The following is a 25,054-nucleotide window of genomic DNA, read 5'->3' on the forward strand; positions in this document are numbered from 1 at the left end:
CATTACCTTCAGTCACTTAAAGGTAATGCTTTTTTATTGGCTTTATCTCTTTTCGATTGGAATATATTCTCGTTTTGGTGCTACGCTTTTAAATGCAGGGCGAACGATTTTACCTGCATTGGTTAATTCTTCGAGTCGATGAGCGCACCAGCCGGCAACTCTGGAAATTGCAAAAATAGGCGTATATAATTCCTCCGGAATACCTAACATTTCATAAATAAAACCAGAATAAAAGTCCACATTGGCACATACACCTTTATACATTTTACGATGTTTTTCAATAACTTCAGGTGCCAATTTTTCAACTTTCTTGTATAAATTAAATTCATCTTCAAAGTGTTTTTCCTGTGCTAATGCTTCTGCATAGGATTTTAAGATTTCTGCCCTTGGATCAGAAATTGAATATACGGCGTGACCAACACCATAGATAAGACCTGAGCGATCGAATCCCTCTTTGTTTAAAAGTTTTGTTAAATAATCTTTAATGGCTTCATCGTCATTCCAATCTTGAATCTTTTCTTTAAGATCTTTAAACATATGTCTTACTTTAATGTTGGCTCCTCCATGTCTCGGACCTTTTAAAGATCCTATAGCAGCAGCAATAGCAGAATATGTATCGGTTCCTGTAGAAGTTACCACGTGAGTAGTAAAGGTTGAATTATTTCCTCCCCCGTGTTCTGCATGAATCACTAAGGATAAATCCAGTAAAGTCGCCTCTAAGGGGGAATATTTTGAATCAGGACGCAGCATATAAAGAATATTTTCTGCAATACTTAATTCTGGTTGTGGTGTATGCAGTACCAGGCTTTTATTGAAAAATTGATGAACATAAGTTTGGTATCCATAAACAGCCAGCATAGGAACACTTGCAAGTAATTCTATACTTTGTCTTAATACATTTTCTATACTGATATCATCGGGATTTGGATCTATACTGTATAGGGTCAGTACGCCTCTCCCCAAAACATTCATAATATCCTTACTTGGAAGATGTAGAACGGTCTTGCGAGCAAATTCCGCTTTTGAAGATTGGGCATCAGATATTAAATCTTTAAACTGGCCAAGAACAGATTGATTAGGAAGAGTTCCACAAAGCAAGAGATATGCTGTCTCTTCGAATCCATATCTTCCTTCTTTTAAAAATCCTTCTGTAATTTCTTTTACGTCTATACCTCTGTAACTTAAACGTCCAGGCACGGGTATTAATTCATTCTCATCTAAAATGTAAGCATGAACTTCTCCGACTTCAGTTAATCCTGCGAGAACTCCTTTCCCACTAATATCTCTAAGTCCTCGTTTTACCTCATATTTTGTATATAGTTCAGGATTAATATAATTCGCTTCTTTAGCTTTGGTACTCAGTTCTTTAATCAACTTATCTTTTTCTAGGTCGGACAGTTTCAGATTGATCATATATTCATATATCCCTCCTCAATTAAATTTTTTATATTTTATCACAGTGGACATGGAAATTACAAGAAAAGAATTTTGAATTTTTATTTAATTTTATAGGTTGTACTTTTTTTAACGGATATATCATATAGATTAGTATAGGTTTGAATATAGTATATTCATTGGAAATATATATTTTATGAAGTGTATGGGCGAAGGCTACTCGCCTTAAAAATGGGAGGAAGATCATACTATGACAAAAGAAAGGACAAATTACTATATCATAAAGCAGAGCAAAGGGACATTATGGGCTTTTTTCCATGACAATAACGATGGGATCTGCTGCATGACATACACTTATGATGCTTGGTCTGATAAACAAATCATCTGCGAAAACGGAACCAGAAATTTCTCAGTATATCTTGATCACCGGGACCAGATCCATATTTTTTGTCAAGATCCTTCAGGAAACATTCTGTTGTATCAATATGTTTCTGATGAATGGAAATCCGAAGTGCTTCTATACAGTAAAAGTGGTCTTTTGGATTCCCTGCATTTTGATGCTATTTTTAATGGAGAAGACTTATACTTATTTTATAATTTAAAAGATCCCAATAATAATAGATATGCTTTAGTTCAGCAGATAGCTGTAAAAGGAACCCATTGGAATACGCCTTCTCTGATTGATTACATTGATCCTCTGGATCAGCGACCTTTTTCCGTTTATAAAGATTCTAACAACAATATTCTGCTTTTTTATCAAAAACAACAAGAAGGATATCAGCTGGGGTATAAAAAATACTCTCAAAGCATGAATACCTGGAGTAATTTTTATCCCTTTGATGAAAACAAGCTTTCATTTGGTGACGCATCCATACTCATCAATAACCAAAATATTCAGTGCCTGTATATCAAAAAAGAAAAACACTACTCAACATTATTTTATAAATTTAAAACCGACTCAAAATGGGAAGTACCTCAAAAGCTCTTTGAAAAGGCAGAAATTAGTTCCTGCTCTTTGTTTATGATCGACGATCATCTCTGGGCAGCATGGATATCCGATGGAAAACTTTACAGCTGCTATTCAACCGATTGGGGGCATACTTTCTCAAATCCTTCTATTCATTTTAGCGATCGGCCAGCTTTGCCCACTAAAGCGTATTACCAAAGCAATTTTTCTCAGGAGCAAAAACGTTTGCGTGCCAACGAACTATATATCCGCCCAGATGAGCAAATAGAATTTTTAATTATTCCTGATGTATTTCCAATCATCTCCGGAAAATCTATACCTCTGGAAGACACCTTTATCCCAGCAACAGAAAAAGTCGACAATTATTTAAATGAAATCAAAATACATATGAATGAAGTTTACGAAGAAATCTATCTGTGTAAAAAGCAATTAAGAGAAAAAGAACATCAAATTGCTCAGCTGAAATATACATTGAAAACCAAAAATCAGGATCTGTCCAGACTAACTTATGAACTGAATAAATCCAATGAAGAGCACAAAAAAGAAATCTCCACTTTGAAGGAAAGGAATAAGAATCTGGAAAAAGAATTACAGCAAAAGAATAATGAAATCAAAGTATTAGAAGAAAAGATTATTGCACAACGGAAAGGAATGAATATTCTAAAACAAGAATTGGAACTTAGAAAGGCACCATTAATCATTACTACCAATGAAGATTCAAGCTACTCAAAGCAAAATAAAACTTCTCTTTTAAGGCGAATTTTCAGCTTTGAAGACGAGCATTCGAACTAGATATTTCTTTTTTCTTCTGATATAATTTTTTCCAATAGTTCTGCCGCTTCTCCAATTAATCTGCTGCAGTTTCCGTAATACTCCCTTAAGCTTTTAAGCTGACTGCAATTAAGGGCTTTGTGCAAATCATGGAAAGCATCAATATAACGGATTCTTAAACGTTTTACAGCTTTTTCATCAAATAATAGTCCAAAAATCATCGTTGCAGCAGAGATAAGGCTGCAGGTACTTCCTATGCCAAGCCCAGTATTTAACCCTTTACACACATCATAACATTCCTGAGGAATCTCCAATCCATAATGTTCTTCTGCTGCTTTTAACATACACTGAGAGCAGTTATACCCTTGATTATAATAGAAGACTGCTTTTTCTTTCATAAAAAAACCTCCTTTCCTTCATTATATGAAGGATTTCAGGAGGTTTGTTCTTTTTTTATTCATTTTTCTACAATTTCCACTATTGCCGGACGGTAGTTCTGCGTTTTCCATTTTTCTTCTTTTAAACGAATCCATAAAAAAGTAATACCCATAAAGATAAAAGCACCAATGATTCCTGCAGGCTCCTGAATTGAAACATAGCCCAGCTTATTCGAACCAAAATATCCTACAAAAAAACCTAAAAACAATGTTATTAACGGCAGTCCGTACATAATAAATGTTGCCTTCAGGAAATCTGAATAAGCTAAATCTATGCCTACCTGATCTCCTACTTTAGCATTACAAAGATTATCGGCTTCTAATATCATTTCTTCAGACCGATGGCCATGACTACATGCACCGCATTTCTGGCAAGCCTCATTTCTTGTGAGGCTCACTATGGCATATCTGTCTTTTATTGCAATGACTTTTCCGATTTCTTTTCCTGCTTCACTCATCTTATCACCTCCAGGGAACCATATGAAGTGCTTATCTTATTAGGTCCTTGATCACTTCTCCTGCAATAATAAGACCTGCAACAGAAGGTACAAAAGAAATACTTCCCGGTATTTGGCGTCTTTCAAGACAAGTTCTGTCTTTATTGGTGCAAATACAGCCTTCTTTGCAAGTAGTGACTTCTTCTTCCCTTGGCTTAATGGGAGGTTCTTTGGAATAAACCACCTTTAATGAATCTACATTACGCTTTTTAAGCTCTTTTCTCATTACTTTAGCCAGCGGACAAATAGAAGTATTATAAATATCATCTACCTCAAATTTCGTAGGGTCTAATTTATTCCCTGCTCCTAAACAGCTGATAATTGGAATATTTCTCTTTTTAGCCTGAAGGACAAGTTCTATCTTTCCTGTCACCGTATCAATCGCATCTACAATATAATCGCAGTCGTCATCAATAATTTCATCAGAGGTTTCCGGAAGGAAAAAAGTTTGATGAGTGATCACTTCTGCTTTAGGATTTATTTCTAAAATGCGTTCTTTCATAACTTCAACCTTAGGTCTTCCAACTGTTTTTCTCGTTGCATGGAGCTGACGGTTGATATTTGTTAAACATACTGAATCATCATCTACAAGAATAAATTTACCGATACCTGAACGAACCAAGCCCTCTACGACAAAACTTCCTACTCCACCTATGCCAAAAATAGCTACTTTACTTCGATAAAGTTTTTCCATTGCTTCTTTACCCAATAGAAGTTCTGTTCTAGAAAATGAATGCAGCATAATGTCTCTCCTTTAAAGCATCTCTTCTTTAAATATTAATTGTACTATTTCCGACTATTTATGTCAAATATAATATTGGCAAAACTCTTTTGGCTTATAAGATGCTTTGTTTTGAAAGGATAATTAGTCTTATCTATTGGGCTTTACGGCCTTTTATAAATAGAAGAAATCCAATAACGATAAAAGCAATAGGAATTATTCTGGGTGCAAAACGAGTAACCACTCTAACGGAAAAGCCCATAAAGAACATAAACCCGAATGCCAAAAGTATGCAACCTGGTATTAAAGGCCATTTCCCTATGCCAGGATGTCCCAGGATATACATTGTAATAAAAGCTGCGCCTATACTTCCGAAGAATAAAGCCGGAACCATCATACCTGTTGCGAGTCCGCTGACAGTTAAGCCTACAAAGGTACCAAACCAAATTAAAATAGAACCTGGGATTAAAAATCCAATCATTCGTTTTGAGAAGTATAATATGATAAAAATAGATCCGGGAATTATAAATACCATTGGCGCTATAAATGTCCCTGCATTAATGGATCTGGGAAAAACGCCTATGATTCCCAAAAAACCAATCAGCATACCTGTTACCAATGCCCACGTCTTTCTCTTCGTATAATACAAAAGAAGCAGTGCGGTGGCTACAAATAGAACAGGTAAATTTTTTATCTTAATAAAGGGGAGATCCACCCATTGACTTAGCAAAGAGTATAATCCCACTACCACCAAAATAACTCCTACTAATGCTTGATTTTTTTTATCGTTCATAATTGAACCTCCCTGTTTCACCATCTTTATTTATCTATATATACTCTATTTTACTTAAAAAGTCTGATTATACTATAGATAAATTATCAGGGTAGATTCCTTCTTCCCGCATTTTTGCGATTGCTTCCACTACTATTTCTTTATCCTCTCTATAAGTTACACCATACCATCTGTCCTGAGATTCAAGGACCTTTACTGTAGCTTTTTGGCTCTTTATAAGCTGATCGACTACCTCCGGCAAAAAGAATTCTGCTTTTGCTGGATTGGTTTTTAGAGCTTTATCTAAAAAGGCTGGAAAGGCTTTCTTCAGTTCTCCTATAATACTGGGTGTAAATCCCCATAAATTCATCGATACGATGCTCTTACCGGAAAGGGTAATCCAATCGGATCCGTCTTCCGTATACTGGATGAGTCCATTTCTCTTTTCAATGCGGGTACGTTCAGTAATAGATTCCAAATATCCATTCTCATTGGTGGTGCATACGCCTCTGGCCACATGTCCATGATCTGTAAGGGTATTCTCTAGTATATATCCCACCATGGCATAACGGTATTTTTCATCATCTTCTGCATTTACAAGAAAATCATAAATCAGCTTAAAGGCATTCTGTCCGTAATAATCGTCTGCATTAATAACCGCAAAAGGACCATCAATGAGTTCCCGGCATGCAAGAATGGCATGACCGGTACCCCACGGCTTGTTTCTGCCTTCAGGCACAGTATAGCCTTCAGGAAGATCGTCAATTTCCTGATAAACATATTCTAAGTCCACATGTTCAGAGAGTCTGTCTCCTATAATCTTCTTGAAATCACTTTCTATTTCTTTTTTGATTACGCAGATGATTTTCTTAAACCCTGCTTTTCTTGCGTCATAAATTGAAAAGTCCATTATAATTTCCCCATTTTTCCCAACGGGTTCAATCTGCTTAAGACCGCCAAATCTGCTGCCCATACCGGCAGCCATTACGACTAATGCTGGTTCCTTCATAGAAATCTCCTCTGTTTATAATAATTTATTTTCAGTAATTTAATGTGAATAATATATTATTCTTCATATCCGTTAGGATTTTGAAGCTGCCAGCGCCAACTGTCCTCACACATTTTTTCTAAACCGAACTTGGCTTCCCAGTTAAGCTCCTCTTTAGCTTTTGTAGGATCAGCATAACACTCTGCTATATCTCCTGGCCTGCGTTCAACAATTTCATATGGAATCGTCCTGCCAGATACTTTTTCAAAAGCGCGTATCATTTCCAATACAGAATATCCGGTGCCTGTCCCCAGATTATATACAACTAAGCCGCTGTTTTGGCTTAATTTATTAAGGGCTGCCACATGTCCGTCCGCTAAATCCAGCACATGGATATAATCCCGAACCCCTGTACCATCCTTAGTATCATAGTCGCCTCCAAATACTTTCAGCTTCTCTAGTTTGCCCACTGCCACCTGTGTAATATACGGTACAAGATTATTTGGAATACCCTTGGGATCTTCACCGATCAAACCGCTTTCATGAGCGCCTACAGGATTGAAATATCTGAGGATTGCAATATTCATGTCCGGATCCGCATGATATACATCCTTTAATATTTGTTCGATCATAAGCTTGGTCTGTCCATAAGGATTGGTTGCAGAAAGAGGAAAATCTTCTCTGATTGGAACAGACTTAGGTAATCCGTATACAGTCGCTGAAGAACTGAATACAAAATTCTTAACGCCATACTTTTGCATCGTCTCCAGCAAAACAATAGTAGACTGCAGATTATTATCATAATATCTTAAAGGTATGGATACAGATTCGCCTACCGCTTTATAAGCTGCAAAATGGATTACTCCATCAATTTGCTCATTCTGAAAGATCTCCTCCACCTGAGATCGATTACACATATCGGCAAGATAGAATTTTAACTTTTGCCCTGTGATTTTCTCAACCCGTCTTACCGCTTCCATTTTACTATTATAAAGATTGTCGGCTATTACAATATCAAAGCCGTTTTCAATCAGTCGAATACAGGTATGGCTTCCGATATATCCTGCTCCTCCGGTTACTAATATTTTCATTTTACCAGTCTCCTTATAATATTCCATTGGTTTTTAAATATTCTACAAGCTCATCTTTCCCACGGAATTGATGACCGATAATTCCTACGGATTCTGCTCCTTTTATATTTTCTTCCAAGTCATCAATAAATAAACATTCATTGCTTACTAAATTAAACCTTTCTAAAAATTTTTCATATATTTCTTTTTGAGGTTTTAATAAGCGTTCCTTGGCAGAAATAAAAAATCCATCAAAATGTTTAAACATCTCTACATTTGGTTGATACTGATAGAATCGTAAACTCGTATTGGAAAGCAGATAAATGTTATAGCCTTTTTCTTTTAATGTTTTTACCAGGTTGTCCATGCCTTCAATCGGTGTTAAATCCGTATGCCAATTGTCCATGGCTTTTTGAACATACTCAGCGTACTCAGGAATTCTGGCCTGTACCCTTGCAACTGCTTCTTCTTCAGTAATCTCTCCTGCATCCAGCATAATCCATTCTTGGCTGAATAAAAACTCTTTTAAAATCGCATCTGCGATCGTTTCGTCAGTTGTAATAGTTTTTACATATTCTTTAGGTTTATAAGCCAATAATACATTTCCCATGTCAAACACAATATTTTTAATCATACATTCATCCTCCATCCTAATGAAGTCCATATTTTAGTTTAATTTATTTCTGAATTCCTTAGGGGAAATCCCTACAAGTTTTTTGAAAATAACACTAAAGTATCTTTGATCTTTATAACCTACCATACTGGCAACCTCATGAATTTTTACATCTGCCTCCTGCAGAAGTTTGCAGGCTTGCTTAATACGATAATAAGTGAGATAATCCAAAAAAGTCTGTCCTACATTGGCCTTGAATACTCGGCTAAGGTAACTTTCGCTGATAAAAAGGCTATCCGCAGCCGATTTCAGAGAAATATCCTTCTGATAATTTTCCTTAATGTATTTAATTGCTTTTGCAGTATAATCATTGTCTTCTACTTGTTCTGGAATGATATACTCCTTAAAAAGCATCACTCTGCTGTCTGTTAAATCATCCATCTTGTTTTGAATTTTATCAATGGTTTTCTTATTTTGAATTTCCTCACAGGTACGACTCAGAGCATTATATAAATCTTCATCATCAATAGGCTTTACAAGAAAATCTCTTACTCCAAGCTTTAAAGCCTGTCTGGCATACTCAAATTCACTGTATCCAGAAATGATGATAAACTCTGACTTACATCCTTCTTTTTTTAAAGCTTCGATCATCTTAATTCCATCTAAGCCAGGCATACGGACATCCGTAATGACAATATCAGGGTTCATATTTTTAACGACTTCAATTCCTTCCATGCCATTGGATGCCTCACCTACTACTTCGCAGTTAAACCGATGCCAATCTGTCGTTAGAATAAGCCCTTTCTTTACTAACATTTCATCCTCTACAACTACTACTTTTATCATAATGTCGTGCCTCCTCTTTCATCTTCTTTCTTTGGCATAAAAGGCATTATAATCCTTGTAGTAGTCCCCACGTTTTTCTTGCTTTGAATGTCAAGTCCATATTCTTGACCATAATAAAGCTTTATGCGTTTATCAACATTCTTAATACCTATACTGTCTTTATGATCATCTGTTTTATAATCCATTTGTTTAAGCTTCATAAGTTCTTCTTCATTCATTCCTATACCATCATCCATAATCTCAAAAATAATTGTGTCCCTTTGCTTCGTCCCCTTAATAATCAGTTTTGCATTTCCGATCTTATTTTCTATTCCATGGATAATTGCATTTTCTACCAAGGGCTGAATGATAAATTTGGGAACAACACATTCCATAATATCTTCATCAACACAAATATCAACTTCAAATTTATCGCCATAACGGATTTTTTGTATAGACAAATAGCTTTTTACAAGATTAATTTCTTCACGAATCGGAATTGTATCCTTCTGATTATTAATGCTGTTTTTTAATAAACGTCCCAACTGAGATACCATAACGACAATATCCTCTACCCCGTTAAGTTTTGCCAACCATTTAATAGAATCCAGCGTATTATATAAGAAGTGTGGATTAATCTGAGCATGGAGAGCTTTGATTTCCGATATTCTCAGACGGTTCTGCTTTTCCAGATTGGTTTCATATAGGGTATTCATATTGTCAAGGGCTCTGTTAAAATTGTCTGCAATAAAACCGAATTCATCATCTTTTTGCATAGGAACCCGGGCATTAGTATCTCCCTGCTGTACTTTTTTCATAACATTAACAATCTCATTAAGAGGACGGGTAAGAGCACGTACGATTACTGGTGACAATGCAAGACACAGTAATATCGCAACTGTTCCTACGATCAGTGTGGTAAGAACAATATAATTATTATTCATCTCTACAAGGTCTACTGGTACCGATAATATAACAATAAAAGGAATATCTTTTTCCATTTCATTCCATACAATAAGACGCTTGGGTTTTTCCAGATAAAAAGATTTGCTAGATTTAGATGATAATAAAGCATTCCTAAACTCAGAACTTAAGAATTTATCGCCTGTATTAAAAATCTGATCATATAAAATATAATAATTTTGATCAATAACCGTATAAGATACGGATTGCAGCGAGCCGGACGAGGTGAAAACAGATTGAAAAACATTCTCAGGTATATCTATGATGCAATATCCTATGATCTGACCATTTTTTTTAATATTGTGAGCAATGGTCATGCAAAAGGTTTTGCCAAAAGAAGATGTAAAATGATTGGGATATACAACCATGCTGTCACTTCTGTTAAGCTCACGGAAAATTCCCCAATCCGAATGTTTTTGAACATCGTACATTTCAGGTAAAAATGAGGTACTAAGATTAAAAGAACCGTCAGCTTTGATCACATGCATCGTAACACCCTTTGCCTTACCTGCCAGAAGTATATACATCTTTTGATATAGCTTTGTACGTTTCTGTTCAAAATCTTCATGGGAAGTCAATATATCAATGACTTCTTCATCTAAGGAAAAATAGGATATGGCCATTTCGTATTCTTCAATCGTATGTTCCAAATTAGTCATAGAATTTTCCAATATGGTATTGGCTTGCCGTTTCAAATCAACCATGAAATTTCGGAAAGAAAAAGTATATGCCAAGATGCTAAATGAAAGAACGGGAACAATACTGATCACCGCAAAACTGATATAAAGTTTGGCAAAGAAACTAAGATGAATTTTTCGATTTAATTCTTTCATTTTTCTCATCTTGAACACCTTTCATTTTTATACTATTATTTTATTGTACTATATTTAATAAGCCCCGTCTACTTTTCAATATTTAGAAAAAGGAGTAGTCCATAGGGCTACTCCTTCTAAATTACAGAAACTTTACCTTTACTGATGATGCTGAATAGCAGTAAGGACAGGATTGTTGTAATAGTTAAGATAGATGCAAGGGCTGCCGCCGTACCAAAGCTTGCACGAACAACTTCAGTATAAATTGCTACAGAAATCGTTGCAGTTTTACCACTATATAACATAATACTGGAACTTAACTCGTTAATACTGGTAATCCAGCTTAAAATTGCTCCTGATATTACTCCTGGCGCCATCATTCTTGCTGTAATTTTAAAGAATGTTTTCATTGGAGAAACACCCAGATTGATGGAAGCTTCTTCAATACTTTGATCAATCTGATACAACATAGCACTACTGGATCGAATGGTATAAGGCATTTTTCTTACTATATACGCAATGATCAAAATGGATGCTGTACCTGAGAGAATCAATGGGGGCTTATTAAATGCTACTAATAAACTAATACCAAGAACCGCACCTGGAATAACGTAAGGGAACATAATTAACAAGTCTAAGATGTTTGTAACTTTGTCTTTTCTCTTAACTGTAAGATAAGAAATGAGCATTCCAAGTACTACCATAATTACGATTGCAATGGTTGAATATACGAAAGTATTGGTAATGTTTTTAGAAAGTTTATAGAAGATTTTTTCATAACTTTCTAAGCTAAATCCTTTAACAAAGATAGGACCATTGGTTTTGATGAAGGAAGTAACCACTACCACGATTTGAGGTAAGAATGCAACAAAAGATATAAACATACAAATGGCCGTTAATAAAATTCTTTTTCCAGTAGATAGTTCTTCAACAATAGGGGGGCGTAATGCTGTCATAACATAATTTTTACGTGATACAGCGTATTTTTGAATAAGAAGTACAGTGGTTGAGCATAGTACGATTATTACACTGAGTGCTCCAGCCATATTGGCGTTACCGCCCATCTCACTCATATACTCTTCATATACAAGAACCGGAAGTACTTTATAACCTTCACCAATAAGCATCGGTGTACCAAAGTCAGCTAAGGATGACATAAATACCATAATTGCTCCTGCTGTCAGAGTTGGCATGATAACTGGTATGGTAATTGTCCAGATTCTTTTGAGCTTACTGGATCCAAGATTTTCAGCAGCTTCTTCTAATGATCTGTCGATACTGGACATCGCACCGGAAACATACAGATACACATAAGGGAAGAATTTAAGTGTAAACACCAGTACGATACCACCGAAGCCGTAAATTGGAGGTACAGTAATTCCTATCTTAGCAAATAAACTAGTAACAAAACCGCTTCTTCCAAACAACATAATCCAGGAATATGCTCCGATAAACGGCGGAGACATAAGGGACATAATAATCAAGATATTGATCAATTTTTTCCCATAAATATTATAACGGGTTGTAATATATGCCATTGGAAGACCTATAATAACTGAAAAGAGGGTAGCAAAAAACGAAACGGACAAACTGTTTTTCAAAGTTCTATTGTAGTATTTCTTACTAAAGAATGTTGCATAATTTTGTAAAGTAAACCCTCCGTCTTTAGTTAAAAAACTACGATAAAGAATGGAGAAGAACGGATAGATCATAAATACAAAGAATAATATGATCGATAACCACTTTACAATATTCCAAAAATTAAAATAGGATTTTAAAGATTTCTTGCTAGTGCCTTCATATGTCATGAGAGCACCTCCGTTCCTGATGCGTTGAAAATACTAATCTTTTCAGTATCGAATGTCAAGCTCACTTTTTGTCCTGGTTTACGAACAAAATCAATATCCTTTGTATATTCATTGGCTTCTACAATTTGACCATTTGGAAGTTTAACTTCATAATTAACAAAGTCACCAAGGAAAGTATACAGACTGATTTCACCCTTTAATCCGTAAACGGAAGAATCGTTGATGATAAATTGCTCAGGACGTACTGACATCTTGATCGGACCTTCTGCTTTCTTTTTCAGCTTCATTTTGAATTCCATGCCTGCATCCAGTTGTATATGAGCAGTCATATCGTCATCCATTTTAACAATTTTTCCATCCATAAAGTTGGAAGTACCGATAAATCCTGCTACGAAAAGATTCTGAGGTTTTTTGTAAATCATTTCAGGGCTGTCGATTTGCATTACTTTACCTTTATTAAGAATTGCTATTCTGTCGGAAATTGCAAGAGCTTCTTCCTGGTCGTGGGTAACATATATAGTAGTAATGTTAAGATCCTTTTGAAGTTTTCTGATGATTGTTCTCATTTGAACTCTTAATTTTGCATCCAGATTGGAAAGAGGTTCATCCATCAACAGAACACTTGGACGGATTACAATAGCACGAGCCAACGCTACACGCTGTTGTTGTCCTCCCGAAAGTTCAGATGGTTTTCTGTCCTTGAGATTTTCAATCTGAACTAATTTCAATGCTTCCATAACTCTTGGAGTAATTTCTTCCTTTTTTACCTTTCGCGCTTTTAACCCATAAGCAACATTATCAAATACTGTCATATGAGGGAAAATCGCATAATTCTGGAACACCATACCGATGTCTCTTTTATGTGCTTCTATATTATTAATCACTTTATCATCAAATAAAATTCTTCCCTCTTCAATAGAGTTGAATCCTGCGATCATACGAAGCAATGTGGTTTTACCGCAACCAGATGGTCCAAGCAAAGTAAAAAATTCTCCCTGTTGGATATCGCATGAAATATGGTCTACTGCGACAAAGTCACCATATCTTTTTACTACATCATCAATTTTAACTGTATGACTCATTTTCTCGCCCCTTTATTATGTGATTTTTCCTTTTAAACGTGCCGCGCAGGCAATGAAAAGATATCTTTTCCCACCTGCGCGGCATTCAAATACTCTCTGTTAAAAATCCCCGTTTCATCAATACTATTATTGAACGATAATTTCCTTCCATTGATTCATGATGTTTTCTTTTTGAGAGGACGCCCAATCGAAATCATAATCAACCATTGGAATTTCGGACATTGGAGGAAGTCCTTCTGGTGGATTAGTATCTGTTCTTACTGGTCTTCTTCCAAAGTCAGCAGCCATCATGCTTTGGCATTCTTTACTTAATACAAAGTTCAAGAAAATCTCTGCATTTTCTTTGTTTTTAGAACCTTTAACCAATGCAATACCATCTGGAACTGCAGATGTTCCTTCTTTTGGATATACAATACCTACATCTGCACCAGCCTGAACATATTTGATCGCTTCTTTTTCGAGAGTTAAACCAACCGCATATTCTCCGTCTGCAACTTTCTTATAAACGTCTCCAGAGGATGAAAGAATTTTCCCGTCTAAGTTTTCTACGAATTTTTCGATGAATTCCCAACCTTTTCCGTCATCTTTACCAAATGCAGTTAACATTGTGCAAAGAATTGTGTAGGATGAACCGGATTTTGCAGGGTCAGCATAAGCAATTTGTCCTTTGAATTTTGGATCAGTAAGATCTGACCATCCTTGTGGTACATCACTTTCAGCAACAAGTTTCTTATTGTACATGATAACCATAGGAAGTGGTGATTCACCTGTCCACATATGATTTGGGTCAACATATGCTGCATCAATGTTTGCCATATCTTCTGGTGTAAATGGTTCAAAGTATTCTGTGTATGCTGCTAAAGAGTCAGCTCCGCCACCCCAGAAAACGTCACAAAGTGGGTTTGCACTTTCAGCTTCGATTCTCTTTAAAAGTTCTCCTGTTCCTGCAGCAACTAAGTCTACAGTAATACCAGTTTTTTCTTGGAATTCTTTAATTCCAGCATTTAATGGTTCAGCAGGGTGTGGTGAATAAACTGTAACATGTTTAGAACCATCACCTGTGTTTGAAGTGTCTTCTTTTTGAGTAGTTCCTTCAGTTGTTGATGGTGTTGAAGGTTGTCCTTCTTGTGTTTGTTTGTTACCACCGCAACCTACCATGGTTGTAGCAAGCATCATAACTGCTAATAACATACTTAAAAACTTTTTCTTCATTGCGTATCTCCTCCAAACTTTTTTTAGTTTTTGTGTTGCTTTTCATAAATTTATTATTGCTTATTACGCATTTATTATTACATTTACTGAAGATAAATACAACGTGACAAATCTGAACTTTTGTTTAGAATTTAGTCATGATGTATAAAATAAGCTATTTTTCATATGATATTTATGCATTTTGACTATAAAATGGATGCTCTGGAATGACCTATGCCTTGAATTATAAACATAGCTGTGCTAGAATGACACGAGTAAAATATGCAATGTGGGAGGAATGACCATGATAAAATTTGGAACAGGTGGATTTCGCGCCATTATAGGTGAGGATTTCACAAAAGAAAACCTTGAGTTGATTGCTAAGGCTCTCTCTCAAATGATTTTTCAGGATGGAGTATCGGACAAGCCAGTAATTATTGGATATGATAGACGTTTTTTATCCGATCTTGCTGCACAGTGGATTTCCAGTGTATTCGCAGCAGAAGGTATTACTGTGCATCTTATAGATTTTAATGCTCCTACCCCCATGATTATGTTTCAGGTAAAAGAAGAACAGGCTGCCTATGGAATTGCTGTTACAGCCAGCCATAATCCTGCCGAGTATAATGGTGTCAAAGTTTTTACCTCTGGTGGACGTGATGCTACTGAAAAAGTTACCGACAGAATAGAAAATGAAATAGCAAAAATTAATAAAAACGAAATCTCAAGAATGGATTTTTCTAAAGCTTTAAAAGCAGGATTAATTAAAAGAATTAATCCACAAAATGCATATATAGACAGTATTTTAAGTCTGATTAATATTGAAGCTATTAAAGACAGAGGACTCCGTATTCTCTTAGACCCCATGTACGGTGTAAGTAAGACAACTCTTCAAACCATTCTAATGACTTGCCGCTGTGATGTAGAGGTCATCCATGACCGCCATGATACCCTCTTTGGTGGCAGACTTCCCTCCCCAAGCAGCGACACTCTTGCCCACCTCTCACAATTGGTTGTAAAAGGTGGCTATGATCTTGGTATTGCTACCGATGGTGATGCTGACAGAATAGGTTTGATTGATGCCAACGGTACCTTTATTCATCCCAATGACATATTAGTGCTATTATACTATTATCTCCATGAATTTAAAGGATGGAAAGGCGGAGTGGTTCGCAATATTGCTACTACACACTGTCTTGACAAGATGGCAGAAGCTTTCGGAGAAACATGCTATGAAGTGCCTGTAGGATTTAAGCATATTTCCTCCAAAATGGAAGAAACCGATGCAATCATCGGGGGAGAGTCCTCAGGAGGATTGACCGTAAAAGGCCATATTCGCGGAAAAGACGGTGTATATGCCGGTGCACTGCTCACCGAAATGTACAGTGTTATAGGGAAACCTCTTTCTGAAATATTGAATGATATTCACAGCAAATATGGAAACTTCTTCATGAGCGAAGCGGATTTCCGCATGACTCAGGAACGTAAAGAAGAATTGCAAAAGCTCCTTTTTGAAGAAAAGAATGCTCCTGATTTCGGTCTTGAAATTGAAAAAGTTTCCTATCTCGACGGATTTAAAGTTTACTTCAAAAATGGCGGATGGATTATCTGCAGATTTTCCGGAACTGAACCAGTTCTTCGTATTTTCTCTGAAATGAGTACTCAGGAAGAAGCAGATCGTATTAATAAAATCTTTCAAGACTTCTTACATCTGTAAAAATAAAAATACTTCGCATCCTCTGATGCGAAGTATTTTTATTTTATTTATTTTTTTATGTCTATTTTTAATCCCAATTCTTCCAGCTGCTTTTCAGTAACTGTTCCAGGCGCCTCTGTCATCGGACAAGAAGCATCTTTTACTTTCGGGAATGCTATAACATCTCTTATACTATCTTCCTGTGCCATAAGCATAACCATTCTGTCCAGACCATAAGCCAGACCTCCATGAGGAGGTACCCCATATTTAAACGCATTCATTAAAAATCCAAAATTTTCGTAAGCAGCTTCCTTGCTAAATCCTAATGCAGCAAACATTTTTTCCTGAATATCTCTTTGATAAATACGGATACTTCCACCGCCGATTTCTACTCCATTAAGGCAAATATCATATGCCTTAGCCCTTACTTTTCCAGGATCGGTATCCAGCAATTCTATATCTTCGTCCATAGGCGAAGTAAAAGGATGATGTTTTGCAACAAATCTTTGCTCCTCTTCATCCCATTCAAGAAGTGGAAATTCTGTTACCCATACAAAGGAATACTCATCTTTCTTTGTTAAGCCTAAGCGCTTAGCAACTTCTAAGCGAAGATTGCCAAGGACATCGTATACTACAGAATTTTTGTCTGCACAGAAAAGCAAAAGGTCTCCATTTTCTGCATCCATAGCTTTTAAAATTGCTTGTACGGTTTCCTCAGATAAAAATTTCGTAAAGCTGGATTTTAGTGTTCCATCTTCATTAACCGCAATCCACGCAATACCTTTAGCTCCATAGGTCTTTCCTACTTCAACCAAAGAATCTATTTGCTTTCTTGGGAAGTTACCGCATCCTTTAGCATTGATGCCTCTGACGCTTCCCCCATTTTCGATTGCATCAGTAAATACTTTAAAACCGCTATCCTTAGCTATGTCGGAGATATTAACCAATTCAAGTCCAAAGCGAATATCCGGTTTGTCACTGCCAAAACGATCCATAGCTTCCTGATAAGTTAATCTCGGAATAGGAAGAGGAATGTCTATATTGATCGCTTCTTTAAATACCCTTTGAAGCAATCTTTCATTAACATCAATAACATCATTCACCTGTACGAAAGATAATTCCATATCGATTTGAGTAAATTCCGGCTGCCTGTCTGCTCTTAAGTCTTCATCTCTGAAGCATCTCACAATCTGGAAATATCTATCAAACCCTGAAACCATTAAAAGCTGCTTAAAAGTCTGTGGAGATTGCGGAAGTGCATAAAAACTTCCCTGGTGAACACGACTGGGTACAAGATAATCCCTTGCCCCCTCCGGTGTACTTTTTGCCAACATAGGTGTTTCTATTTCTAAAAAACCTTCACCGTCTAAGAATCTTCTTACTGATTGAGTAACTCTGTGTCTAAGCATAATGTTTCTTTGCAAATCCGGTCTTCTAAGATCCAAATAACGATACTTAAGGCGAAGATCTTCTTTTACTGCACTGTTTTCTTCTATGGCAAAAGGAGGTGTTTCTGCCTCTGACAATATACGGAGTTCCTTTGCAAGCACTTCTACATAGCCTGTTTCCATATTGGGATTAACACTTTCTCTTTGACGAACGGCCCCTCTTACGGCAATAACAAATTCACTCCTAAGAGTCTCTGCTTTTTTAAACCCTTCCCCATCTACATCATTTTCATCAAATACAACCTGCAAAAGTCCGCTTCTGTCTCTTAAATCAATAAATATTAAGCTTCCTAAATTTCTTCTTTTTTGTACCCAACCCATTACTACTACTTCGCTGCCAATCAAATTTTCTTTGACCTGGTTACAGTAATGGGTTCTCTTAAGTCCTGCCATTGATTCTCCCATAATAAACCTCCTATATTCTAATGATTAAATAAATAGTCCCTTTATGTTCACAAGTTTTTTTATTCATTCTTTTTACAAAGTTCTGCTACAACTTCTACGATATCATCAAGAAGAACTTCTGTTTGCTCTTTGGTTTCCATATTCTTAATAACAGCTTTTCCGGTATTGATTTCATCGTCTCCCAGGATCATAGAATATTTTGCGCCTATTTTATCCCCATATTTCATCTGAGCTTTTACACTTTTTCCTAGATGGTCTGCCTCTGCGGATATACCTGCCCGGCGAAGTTGGTATACAAAATGATGTGCTTTAATTAATGCCTTCTCTCCTATGGAGCCTATGAAAATATCTCTGGAGGGAACGTATTCCTTTTTCCCCTTCTCAGCTTCTGATACCAACAATAGTCTTTCCAGTCCTACGGCGAAGCCAACCGCTGGAGTGGAAGCGCCTCCCAACTCTTCTACCAGATTGTTGTATCGGCCTCCTCCGCAGATGGTTCCCTGTGCACCTATATCTGTAGAAATAAATTCAAATACGGTTCTCGTATAATAATCTAAACCTCTTACAATGCCCGGATCGACAGTATACTCTATTCCCATTTCATCAAGTAAAGTTTTCACCATTTCAAAATGATTTTTACATTCTTCCCCTAAAGAATCCAGTACTGTAGGCGCATTGGCCACAATCTTTCCACAGTTTTCATTTTTACAGTCCAGAATCCTCAGTGGATTTTTCTCAAATCTTTCTCTGCAGGTTGGGCAAAGATGATCCAAATTTTCTCCAAGATATACTTTTAACTTTTCATTGTACTTCTTTCGGCATTCCGGACCTCCCAGACTGTTGATATGCAGTTTTACCTTGGATATCCCCATTCTTCTTAAGAGTTCTGCTGCAACCGTAATGACTTCTACATCTGCAGTTGGAGAATCGGCTCCAATAAATTCAACTCCAAACTGATGGAACTGTCTCATTCTCCCTGCCTGAGGTTTTTCATATCTGAAAGCAGGAGTAATATAATATAACTTTGTGGGCTGAATATCTGCATACATTTTTTGCTCCAGATAAGCTCTGACTGCACCAGCTGTGCCCTCCGGCTTTAAGGTAATATTTCTCCCTTTTTTATCCTGAAAACTGTACATTTCCTTTTGGACGATATCTGTTGTCTCTCCTACGCCTCTTTGGAAAAGCTCTGTATGCTCAAATATTGGAGTCCTGATTTCTCCATAGCCAAAATCCTTACATAATTCCCTTATAATTTGTTCCATTTCCTGCCAAGCATTAACTTCACTTCCAAACAAATCCTTCGTCCCACGAGGTGCTTGGGTCAACATAAAAATCCCTCCTTAATCATTTAACCTTCTATACCCTGTTCTAACGTTTCACAACACTGTACAACCTCGTACAATAAAAAATCCGTCCATGACAAAAAACTTTGTCAGGGACGGAAGTTTTCTTCCGCGGTGCCACCCTGCTTGAACAGCATTCCTCTTATGAGTTTTATAACGGTAACAAACCGTACAATCCTACTTTGGTTTCAGATTGTCACTCAAGGATGTCCTTCAAATATTTGTTCTTTAAAAGCTCTCAGCCAAGGCTTTTTTTTCTGTAAAAGAAAACAAATATTCTACTCTTCCTCTCAGCGCTTTAATATATTGCTGTCATATATTGCAATTTTCTTATTACATTTTATGCATATTAAAAATCATTGTCAAGGTCTTTCAGGCCCTTTTGCTTTCTTAACAACATCTCATCGATTCTGTTAATATATTCTTCAACATTTTTAACATTGGGAATCCGTTCAATCTTATTCGTCTTTGGGTCCACCACTTTTGTAATGGCTCCTGCCCCTAATGCTAAAATGGTCTCTTTTTCTTCCATGATTTCAATATTGTACACCGATTCTTTTCCCGGTTTGCAATAACCTACATTCTCAAAATTACCCAGCATGTTTTTTTGCCTGTAAAGATAATAGGGTTCCATCCCCATGTCATAAGCCCCTTGACTGGTGATCGATATCATTTCTTCTATTTCATCAGCTTGCGTCAAGGTATATTCCTCTAAGGATTCTCTCAGTCGTGAAGCCCGCTTAATCGCCATTGTATGCACTGTAATACTGTCAGGATCCAACGCTTTGATCTTATCCATAGTATTTTTAACATCCCGGGGACTTTCTCCAGGTAAACCTATAATCAAATCCATGTTGATATTGCTATGACCAATTTCCCTTGCCCAGCTAAAAACTTTTACAATGTCTTCAGTGGTATGCTTTCTGCCAATGCGTAGCAGAGTTTCTTCGTTCATGGTCTGAGGATTAATAGAAATTCGGCCGACATGATACTGCTTAAGGAGTTCCAGTTTTCTTTTTGTAATCGTATCAGGTCTTCCGGCTTCTACAGTAAATTCCTCTGCATCCTTCACATTAAAATGCTGATTAACCAGCATTAGTAACCTCTCTAATTGTTCTTCATTTAATGAGGTAGGTGTACCGCCTCCAATATAAATGCTTCTTATTGTCTTAGAACTGCTGTACTTTCCTCCAAAGGCAATTTCTTTTTCTAAGGCCTCAAGATAAGCCTCCACCTGCTGTTCTCTATGATCTATGGCATAAGAAGTAAAAGAACAGTACAAACATCTAGTAGGGCAAAAAGGAATCCCTATGTATATACTGATCTCATCTGCTTTATTTTTTTCCAATATGCCTCTTTCTTTCTCCGCTACTTTTATCATCAGTTCCACTTTATCTTCTCTGATGTCATAGAACTCTAACAATTGTTTTTTGATGCGTTCCTTAGGAATATTGTTCTCAAACATCTCATGAACAATTTTTGTAGGCCTTATGCCAGTTAAGAATCCCCAAGGCATTTTTACTCCAGTAAATTCGCAAAGAACCTGGTAAAGGGTACGAATCAAAAGCTGTTTGGTATACTTTTGATCCTCATTTCCCAATTCTTCTTTAAAACTTACAAGATTATCCCCTTCATAAATTTCAGCTCTGCAAAGATTGCCTTTTAAAATACTTCTGATGCTTGCATCTTTAATATATCCTGTATAAGGCTTTATGATATTTTCAATTTCGTAATGATATTCATGTCCTACTAATTCTATATCCACCATGTTTATACATCCCAGCCGTCTTCATTTAAGTATGGATTCTCTCTTTTTTCAGAGCCAATGGTTGTGGAAGCTCCATGTCCCGGATAAACTGCAACATCTTCCGGAAGAATCAAAAGCTTCTTCTTAATACCAGTCACCAAAAGGTGAAAATCTCCTTTGGGAAAATCAGTTCGTCCAATGGAATTTTGGAACAAATTATCTCCCGAAAAAAGAACTTCATGATTTTCTTCATAGTAATTTACTCCGTCCATAGTATGTCCGGGCGTATGAATCACTTTAAATGTTAGATTTCCAACTTTGATGAGCGCTCCATCGGAAACAAACTGATCGGCAGTTTTCGTAAATCCCCTGTGAGCAAAGGCACCGGAAAGATTAAGGCTGGGATCATTTAAGTATTCTCTGCCTTCTTCGTGGATGACAACCTCTGCACCAGTGAATTCTCTTACCTTGTCCAAAGCCCCTATATGGTCAAAATGGCCATGGGTTAAAAAAATATACTCTATATCCAGATTTTCCTTCTTGATTGCTTCAATAATTTTACTTCCCTCTGCACCTGGGTCTACTACCACACCTTTTCCGGTAGTTTGATCTCCCATGATATAGCAGTTTACACCCATCATTCCTACGGTAATCACTTTGAAAATCATACAGGTTCTCCTTCTTTAAAAGGTTTTATCACTGTCAATTAATATGGTTACAGGTCCGTCATTTAATAAACTCACTTCCATGTGGCTTTGAAATTTGCCTTGCTCTGTTTTAATTCCTGTTGCTTTTGCCTTTTCAACAAAAGTATTGTAAAGTTTTTCGGCCACAACAGGGGGAGCTGCCTTCGTATAACTGGGGCGCTTCCCTTTTCTGGCATCTCCGTATAGCGTGAAATTAGGAACAATAAGAAGCTCGCCGTTTACATCTTTAAGTGACAGGTTCATTTTGCCTTCTTCATCTTCAAAAATCCTTAAATGAATGATTTTATCAATCATATACTCCATGACTTTTTCGTCATCTGACTCCTGCATTCCAAGAAGAACCAATAGCCCTTTTCCTATTTCACCAATAATATTTCCATCAACTTTAACATTTGCCTGAGCTACTTTTTGTACAACTGCACGCAATGTCTTACCTCCTAAGTAGTCACTCGTATGATATCATTTATTCCAGGAATGTTCTTAATCTTCTTGGTAATAACCTCTAATTGCTGTACCCCGCTAATCTCTATCGTGATATTAAAGATAGATTCATGGTTTTTATTCGTTCTGGCATTCAGTGCCTTAACAGGGATCTTTTCTTCTGTAAGCACCCTGGAAATATCAATGAGCATGCCCATTCTGTCTTCGCCGATCACTTTTATTTCTGTTTGATAGGTTCTGTTTTTCGTATCCTGTTCAGCAACATACCATTCTGCATCAATTAAGCGATTTTTATCTTCGTCGCTTAAATGAATGATATTAATGCAATCGGTTCTGTGAATGGATACTCCTCTGCCTCTTGTAATAAACCCGACAATTTCATCTCCTGGGACAGGATTGCAACATTTTGAAAAGCGTACTGCCACATCTCCTACGCCTTTTACAACTATACCGCTTTTTGACTTTTTAATTGGTTTTTTAGATTCTTCCTGTGGAACAACAATAGTTTCTTCTGTGATCTGTTTCTTCTGCTCTTTTTGATATTCTTCATATAATCTATGAATGACTTGACCTTCTTTAAGACCTCCATGGCCTACAGCCGCGCACACTGCATCCCAATTCTGAAAACCATATTTTCTTAAAACCGATTCTATTCCTTCCGGCTTTAATAAATCGTTTAAATTGAGACCCCTTCTCTTAGCATCTTTTTCCAGCATTTCTTTTCCGCGAATAATATTCTCTTCTTTGAATTCCTTTTTAAACCATTGATTAATTTTTGTTTTTGCCTGAGAACTTTTGACATTCTTAAGCCAATCTCTGCTGGGACCTCTTGAATTCTGAGAAGTTATGATCTCAACTCGATCGCCATTTTTTATCTGATAGTCAAACGTAACGATTTTACCATTTACCTTAGCTCCTACCATCTTGTTTCCAACGGCACTGTGAATGGAATATGCAAAATCAATCGGAGTGGAACCATAGGGCAGGCTTATTACATCTCCTTTAGGCGTAAAAGCGTATACCTGGTCATTAAATATATCTAAGTCCAGTCTGAGGGCATCCATGAATTCTTTATTGTCTGACATTTCTCTCTGCCATTCAAGAATTTGTCTGAGCCATGCCAATTTTTCTTCCGTCTTATCCTGAGATTTGTCCTGATTTTTGCTTCCCTTTTTACCTTCTTTATATTTCCAATGGGCAGCAATCCCGTACTCCGCTGTACGATGCATTTCCCAGGTCCGAATTTGAACTTCAAAAGGTTCTCCTTCTGGACCTATAACGCTGGTATGAAGAGACTGATACATATTGGGTTTTGGCATTGCAATATAGTCTTTAAATCTTCCCGGTATCGGCTTATACATTTCATGTACAACACCAAGCACCCCATAGCAGTCTTTAACTGAATCAACGATTGCCCGAACAGCAAATAAATCATAGATTTGATCCAGTGTTTTGTTCTGACTTACCATCTTTTTGTAAATACTGAAAAAGTGTTTTGGCCTTCCTTCAACAGTGGCCTTAATACCTGCCTCATCTAATTTTTTCTTAACCTGCTCAATAATTTTTTCTACATATTCTACCCGTTCAATACGCCTTTTAGCAATTTTCCCCACCAGATCGTAATAAGCTTCCGGTTCCAGGTATCTTAGTGCTAAATCATCCAGCTCCACTTTAATCTTGGAAATACCAAGTCTATGTGCCAGAGGAGCGTATATATGCAGGGTCTCATAAGCCTTTTCTTTTTGCTTTTCTGGGGACATGAAGCGAAGTGTTCTCATATTGTGAAGTCGATCAGCAAGCTTGATTAAAATAACTCTTATATCCTGAGCCATTGCTAAAAACATTTTTCGATAATTTTCAGCCTGAATTTCTTCTTTTTGCATCTCTTTATTACCGGTAGAAAATTCTATCTTTCCTAATTTGGTTACTCCTTCTACCAGTCTTGCAATTTCTTCGCTAAAAAGCCTCGATATATCTTCGAAAGTATAATCCGTATCTTCAATAGTATCATGGAGAATTCCCGCAGTTATGGATTCCAAATCTAACTCCAGCTCAGCTAAAATAACTGCTACTTCCAATGGATGTATAATATAAGGCTCTCCTGATTTACGGTATTGATTTTTATGCGCTTCCTTGGCGAGTTTATAGGCACGCTCAACCATGGATAAATCATTGGAGGGATGATAGGATTGAATTGTGCGTATTAACTTTTGGTAAATCGCTTCGTCGGGCATATTTTTCCCCCATTCGTAATATATAAACATATTTCCTTTATTATAGTCATTCTCTACTATAAATGCAACATTCTCAAAAAAAAGAAACTGAACTGTCAAGCCATTCCTTACAGGTGTC

21 protein-coding genes and 1 other annotated feature are annotated in these 25,054 nt (G+C 36.7%); of the genes, 2 read left to right on the top strand and 19 right to left on the bottom strand.

What is annotated here, in order from left to right; genetic code table 11:
* Positions 1-42: 42 nt before the first annotated feature.
* On the bottom strand, positions 43-1,413 hold the full coding sequence (locus tag JOD07_RS02355) for a citrate/2-methylcitrate synthase (RefSeq protein WP_158740192.1): 1,371 nt from the start codon (positions 1,411-1,413) through the stop codon (positions 43-45).
* Positions 1,414-1,645: 232 nt separating this feature from the next.
* Between JOD07_RS02355 and JOD07_RS02360 the strand changes: the two genes are divergently transcribed.
* Positions 1,646-3,154 (top strand): hypothetical protein, encoded by a 1,509-nt coding sequence (locus JOD07_RS02360; protein WP_158740191.1) that lies wholly within the window; start codon positions 1,646-1,648, stop codon positions 3,152-3,154.
* On the opposite strand, the gene JOD07_RS02365 is transcribed toward JOD07_RS02360, so the two are convergent.
* The 12 genes from JOD07_RS02365 to JOD07_RS02420 form a co-directional block, all read right to left on the bottom strand.
* Positions 3,151-3,531, bottom strand: coding sequence for a C-GCAxxG-C-C family (seleno)protein (locus JOD07_RS02365; RefSeq protein ID WP_204611980.1), 381 nt, complete (start codon positions 3,529-3,531; stop codon positions 3,151-3,153). The two genes, JOD07_RS02360 and JOD07_RS02365, sit on opposite strands and share 4 nt — an antisense overlap.
* Before the next feature lie 59 nt (positions 3,532-3,590).
* Positions 3,591-4,028: a SoxR reducing system RseC family protein gene (locus JOD07_RS02370; RefSeq protein WP_158740189.1), complete on the bottom strand. Its 438-nt coding sequence runs from the start codon at positions 4,026-4,028 to the stop codon at positions 3,591-3,593.
* Positions 4,029-4,059: 31 nt separating this feature from the next.
* The gene (locus tag JOD07_RS02375) at positions 4,060-4,809 is read right to left on the bottom strand and encodes a tRNA threonylcarbamoyladenosine dehydratase (RefSeq protein WP_158740188.1); all 750 of its coding nucleotides are present in this window, start codon (positions 4,807-4,809) and stop codon (positions 4,060-4,062) included.
* A 133-nt stretch (positions 4,810-4,942) separates the two neighbouring features.
* Entirely contained in the window at positions 4,943-5,581 is a 639-nt protein-coding gene (locus JOD07_RS02380; protein WP_158740187.1) for a hypothetical protein, read from the bottom strand.
* Between the two features lie 67 nt (positions 5,582-5,648).
* Positions 5,649-6,569, bottom strand: coding sequence for a nucleotidyltransferase family protein (locus JOD07_RS02385; RefSeq protein WP_204611982.1), 921 nt, complete (start codon positions 6,567-6,569; stop codon positions 5,649-5,651).
* Between the two features lie 56 nt (positions 6,570-6,625).
* Complete coding sequence (galE, locus tag JOD07_RS02390) at positions 6,626-7,639, bottom strand: UDP-glucose 4-epimerase GalE (protein WP_158740185.1); 1,014 nt, start codon at positions 7,637-7,639, stop codon at positions 6,626-6,628.
* 13 nt (positions 7,640-7,652) lie between these two features.
* The gene (locus JOD07_RS02395) at positions 7,653-8,252 is read right to left on the bottom strand and encodes an HAD family hydrolase (protein WP_158740184.1); all 600 of its coding nucleotides are present in this window, start codon (positions 8,250-8,252) and stop codon (positions 7,653-7,655) included.
* 33 nt (positions 8,253-8,285) lie between these two features.
* Positions 8,286-9,077, bottom strand: a complete 792-nt coding sequence (locus JOD07_RS02400) for a response regulator transcription factor (protein WP_204611984.1) — start codon at positions 9,075-9,077, stop codon at positions 8,286-8,288.
* Positions 9,074-10,861 (bottom strand): sensor histidine kinase, encoded by a 1,788-nt coding sequence (locus JOD07_RS02405; protein ID WP_204611986.1) that lies wholly within the window; start codon positions 10,859-10,861, stop codon positions 9,074-9,076. The genes JOD07_RS02400 and JOD07_RS02405 overlap by 4 nt, the downstream gene beginning before the upstream one ends.
* A 107-nt stretch (positions 10,862-10,968) precedes the next feature.
* Complete coding sequence (locus tag JOD07_RS02410; RefSeq protein ID WP_158740181.1) at positions 10,969-12,639, bottom strand: ABC transporter permease; 1,671 nt, start codon at positions 12,637-12,639, stop codon at positions 10,969-10,971.
* Complete coding sequence (locus JOD07_RS02415) at positions 12,636-13,721, bottom strand: ABC transporter ATP-binding protein (protein ID WP_158740180.1); 1,086 nt, start codon at positions 13,719-13,721, stop codon at positions 12,636-12,638. Before JOD07_RS02415 ends, JOD07_RS02410 begins: the two co-directional genes overlap by 4 nt.
* A gap of 126 nt (positions 13,722-13,847) precedes the next feature.
* Complete coding sequence (locus tag JOD07_RS02420; RefSeq protein ID WP_204611988.1) at positions 13,848-14,933, bottom strand: ABC transporter substrate-binding protein; 1,086 nt, start codon at positions 14,931-14,933, stop codon at positions 13,848-13,850.
* 283 nt (positions 14,934-15,216) lie between these two features.
* On the opposite strand from JOD07_RS02420, the gene JOD07_RS02425 reads away from it, so the two are divergent.
* Positions 15,217-16,629 carry a phosphoglucomutase/phosphomannomutase family protein gene (locus JOD07_RS02425; protein WP_158740178.1) on the top strand — a complete coding sequence of 471 codons (1,413 nt, stop codon included), beginning with the start codon at positions 15,217-15,219 and terminating at the stop codon, positions 16,627-16,629.
* Positions 16,630-16,676: 47 nt separating this feature from the next.
* Here the strand turns inward: JOD07_RS02425 and aspS are convergent, their stop codons facing one another.
* The 6 genes from aspS to JOD07_RS02455 form a co-directional block, all read right to left on the bottom strand.
* A complete protein-coding gene (aspS, locus tag JOD07_RS02430; protein ID WP_204611990.1) occupies positions 16,677-18,461 on the bottom strand; it encodes an aspartate--tRNA ligase in 1,785 nt (594 codons plus the stop codon).
* A 59-nt stretch (positions 18,462-18,520) separates the two neighbouring features.
* Positions 18,521-19,792, bottom strand: coding sequence for a histidine--tRNA ligase (gene hisS, locus JOD07_RS02435; RefSeq protein ID WP_204611992.1), 1,272 nt, complete (start codon positions 19,790-19,792; stop codon positions 18,521-18,523).
* A 103-nt stretch (positions 19,793-19,895) separates the two neighbouring features.
* Positions 19,896-20,110, bottom strand: a binding site (T-box leader).
* A 46-nt stretch (positions 20,111-20,156) separates the two neighbouring features.
* Positions 20,157-21,575: a coproporphyrinogen dehydrogenase HemZ gene (gene hemZ / locus JOD07_RS02440; protein ID WP_204611994.1), complete on the bottom strand. Its 1,419-nt coding sequence runs from the start codon at positions 21,573-21,575 to the stop codon at positions 20,157-20,159.
* A 2-nt stretch (positions 21,576-21,577) separates the two neighbouring features.
* Positions 21,578-22,222 (bottom strand): MBL fold metallo-hydrolase, encoded by a 645-nt coding sequence (locus tag JOD07_RS02445; protein WP_204611996.1) that lies wholly within the window; start codon positions 22,220-22,222, stop codon positions 21,578-21,580.
* A gap of 15 nt (positions 22,223-22,237) precedes the next feature.
* Entirely contained in the window at positions 22,238-22,687 is a 450-nt protein-coding gene (dtd, locus tag JOD07_RS02450; RefSeq protein WP_158740173.1) for a D-aminoacyl-tRNA deacylase, read from the bottom strand.
* An 11-nt stretch (positions 22,688-22,698) separates the two neighbouring features.
* Positions 22,699-24,936 (bottom strand): RelA/SpoT family protein, encoded by a 2,238-nt coding sequence (locus JOD07_RS02455; protein WP_158740172.1) that lies wholly within the window; start codon positions 24,934-24,936, stop codon positions 22,699-22,701.
* Positions 24,937-25,054: the final 118 nt, after the last annotated feature.

It is taken from the genome of Defluviitalea raffinosedens (genome assembly GCF_016908775.1).
Classification (GTDB): Bacteria; Bacillota; Clostridia; order Lachnospirales; family Defluviitaleaceae; genus Defluviitalea; species Defluviitalea raffinosedens.

What these genes read in the sequence shown, in the direction of transcription:
- JOD07_RS02355 (WP_158740192.1), bottom strand. Translation starts at nt 1,413, where the DNA reads ATGATCAATCTGAAACTGTCCGACCTAGAAAAAGATAAGTTGATTAAA.
- JOD07_RS02360 (WP_158740191.1), top strand. Translation starts at nt 1,646, where the DNA reads ATGACAAAAGAAAGGACAAATTACTATATCATAAAGCAGAGCAAAGGG.
- JOD07_RS02365 (WP_204611980.1), bottom strand. Translation starts at nt 3,531, where the DNA reads ATGAAAGAAAAAGCAGTCTTCTATTATAATCAAGGGTATAACTGCTCT.
- JOD07_RS02370 (WP_158740189.1), bottom strand. Translation starts at nt 4,028, where the DNA reads ATGAGTGAAGCAGGAAAAGAAATCGGAAAAGTCATTGCAATAAAAGAC.
- JOD07_RS02375 (WP_158740188.1), bottom strand. Translation starts at nt 4,809, where the DNA reads ATGCTGCATTCATTTTCTAGAACAGAACTTCTATTGGGTAAAGAAGCA.
- JOD07_RS02380 (WP_158740187.1), bottom strand. Translation starts at nt 5,581, where the DNA reads ATGAACGATAAAAAAAATCAAGCATTAGTAGGAGTTATTTTGGTGGTA.
- JOD07_RS02385 (WP_204611982.1), bottom strand. Translation starts at nt 6,569, where the DNA reads ATGAAGGAACCAGCATTAGTCGTAATGGCTGCCGGTATGGGCAGCAGA.
- galE (WP_158740185.1), bottom strand. Translation starts at nt 7,639, where the DNA reads ATGAAAATATTAGTAACCGGAGGAGCAGGATATATCGGAAGCCATACC.
- JOD07_RS02395 (WP_158740184.1), bottom strand. Translation starts at nt 8,252, where the DNA reads ATGATTAAAAATATTGTGTTTGACATGGGAAATGTATTATTGGCTTAT.
- JOD07_RS02400 (WP_204611984.1), bottom strand. Translation starts at nt 9,077, where the DNA reads ATGATAAAAGTAGTAGTTGTAGAGGATGAAATGTTAGTAAAGAAAGGG.
- JOD07_RS02405 (WP_204611986.1), bottom strand. Translation starts at nt 10,861, where the DNA reads ATGAGAAAAATGAAAGAATTAAATCGAAAAATTCATCTTAGTTTCTTT.
- JOD07_RS02410 (WP_158740181.1), bottom strand. Translation starts at nt 12,639, where the DNA reads ATGACATATGAAGGCACTAGCAAGAAATCTTTAAAATCCTATTTTAAT.
- JOD07_RS02415 (WP_158740180.1), bottom strand. Translation starts at nt 13,721, where the DNA reads ATGAGTCATACAGTTAAAATTGATGATGTAGTAAAAAGATATGGTGAC.
- JOD07_RS02420 (WP_204611988.1), bottom strand. Translation starts at nt 14,933, where the DNA reads ATGAAGAAAAAGTTTTTAAGTATGTTATTAGCAGTTATGATGCTTGCT.
- JOD07_RS02425 (WP_158740178.1), top strand. Translation starts at nt 15,217, where the DNA reads ATGATAAAATTTGGAACAGGTGGATTTCGCGCCATTATAGGTGAGGAT.
- aspS (WP_204611990.1), bottom strand. Translation starts at nt 18,461, where the DNA reads ATGGGAGAATCAATGGCAGGACTTAAGAGAACCCATTACTGTAACCAG.
- hisS (WP_204611992.1), bottom strand. Translation starts at nt 19,792, where the DNA reads ATGTTGACCCAAGCACCTCGTGGGACGAAGGATTTGTTTGGAAGTGAA.
- hemZ (WP_204611994.1), bottom strand. Translation starts at nt 21,575, where the DNA reads ATGGTGGATATAGAATTAGTAGGACATGAATATCATTACGAAATTGAA.
- JOD07_RS02445 (WP_204611996.1), bottom strand. Translation starts at nt 22,222, where the DNA reads ATGATTTTCAAAGTGATTACCGTAGGAATGATGGGTGTAAACTGCTAT.
- JOD07_RS02455 (WP_158740172.1), bottom strand. Translation starts at nt 24,936, where the DNA reads ATGCCCGACGAAGCGATTTACCAAAAGTTAATACGCACAATTCAATCC.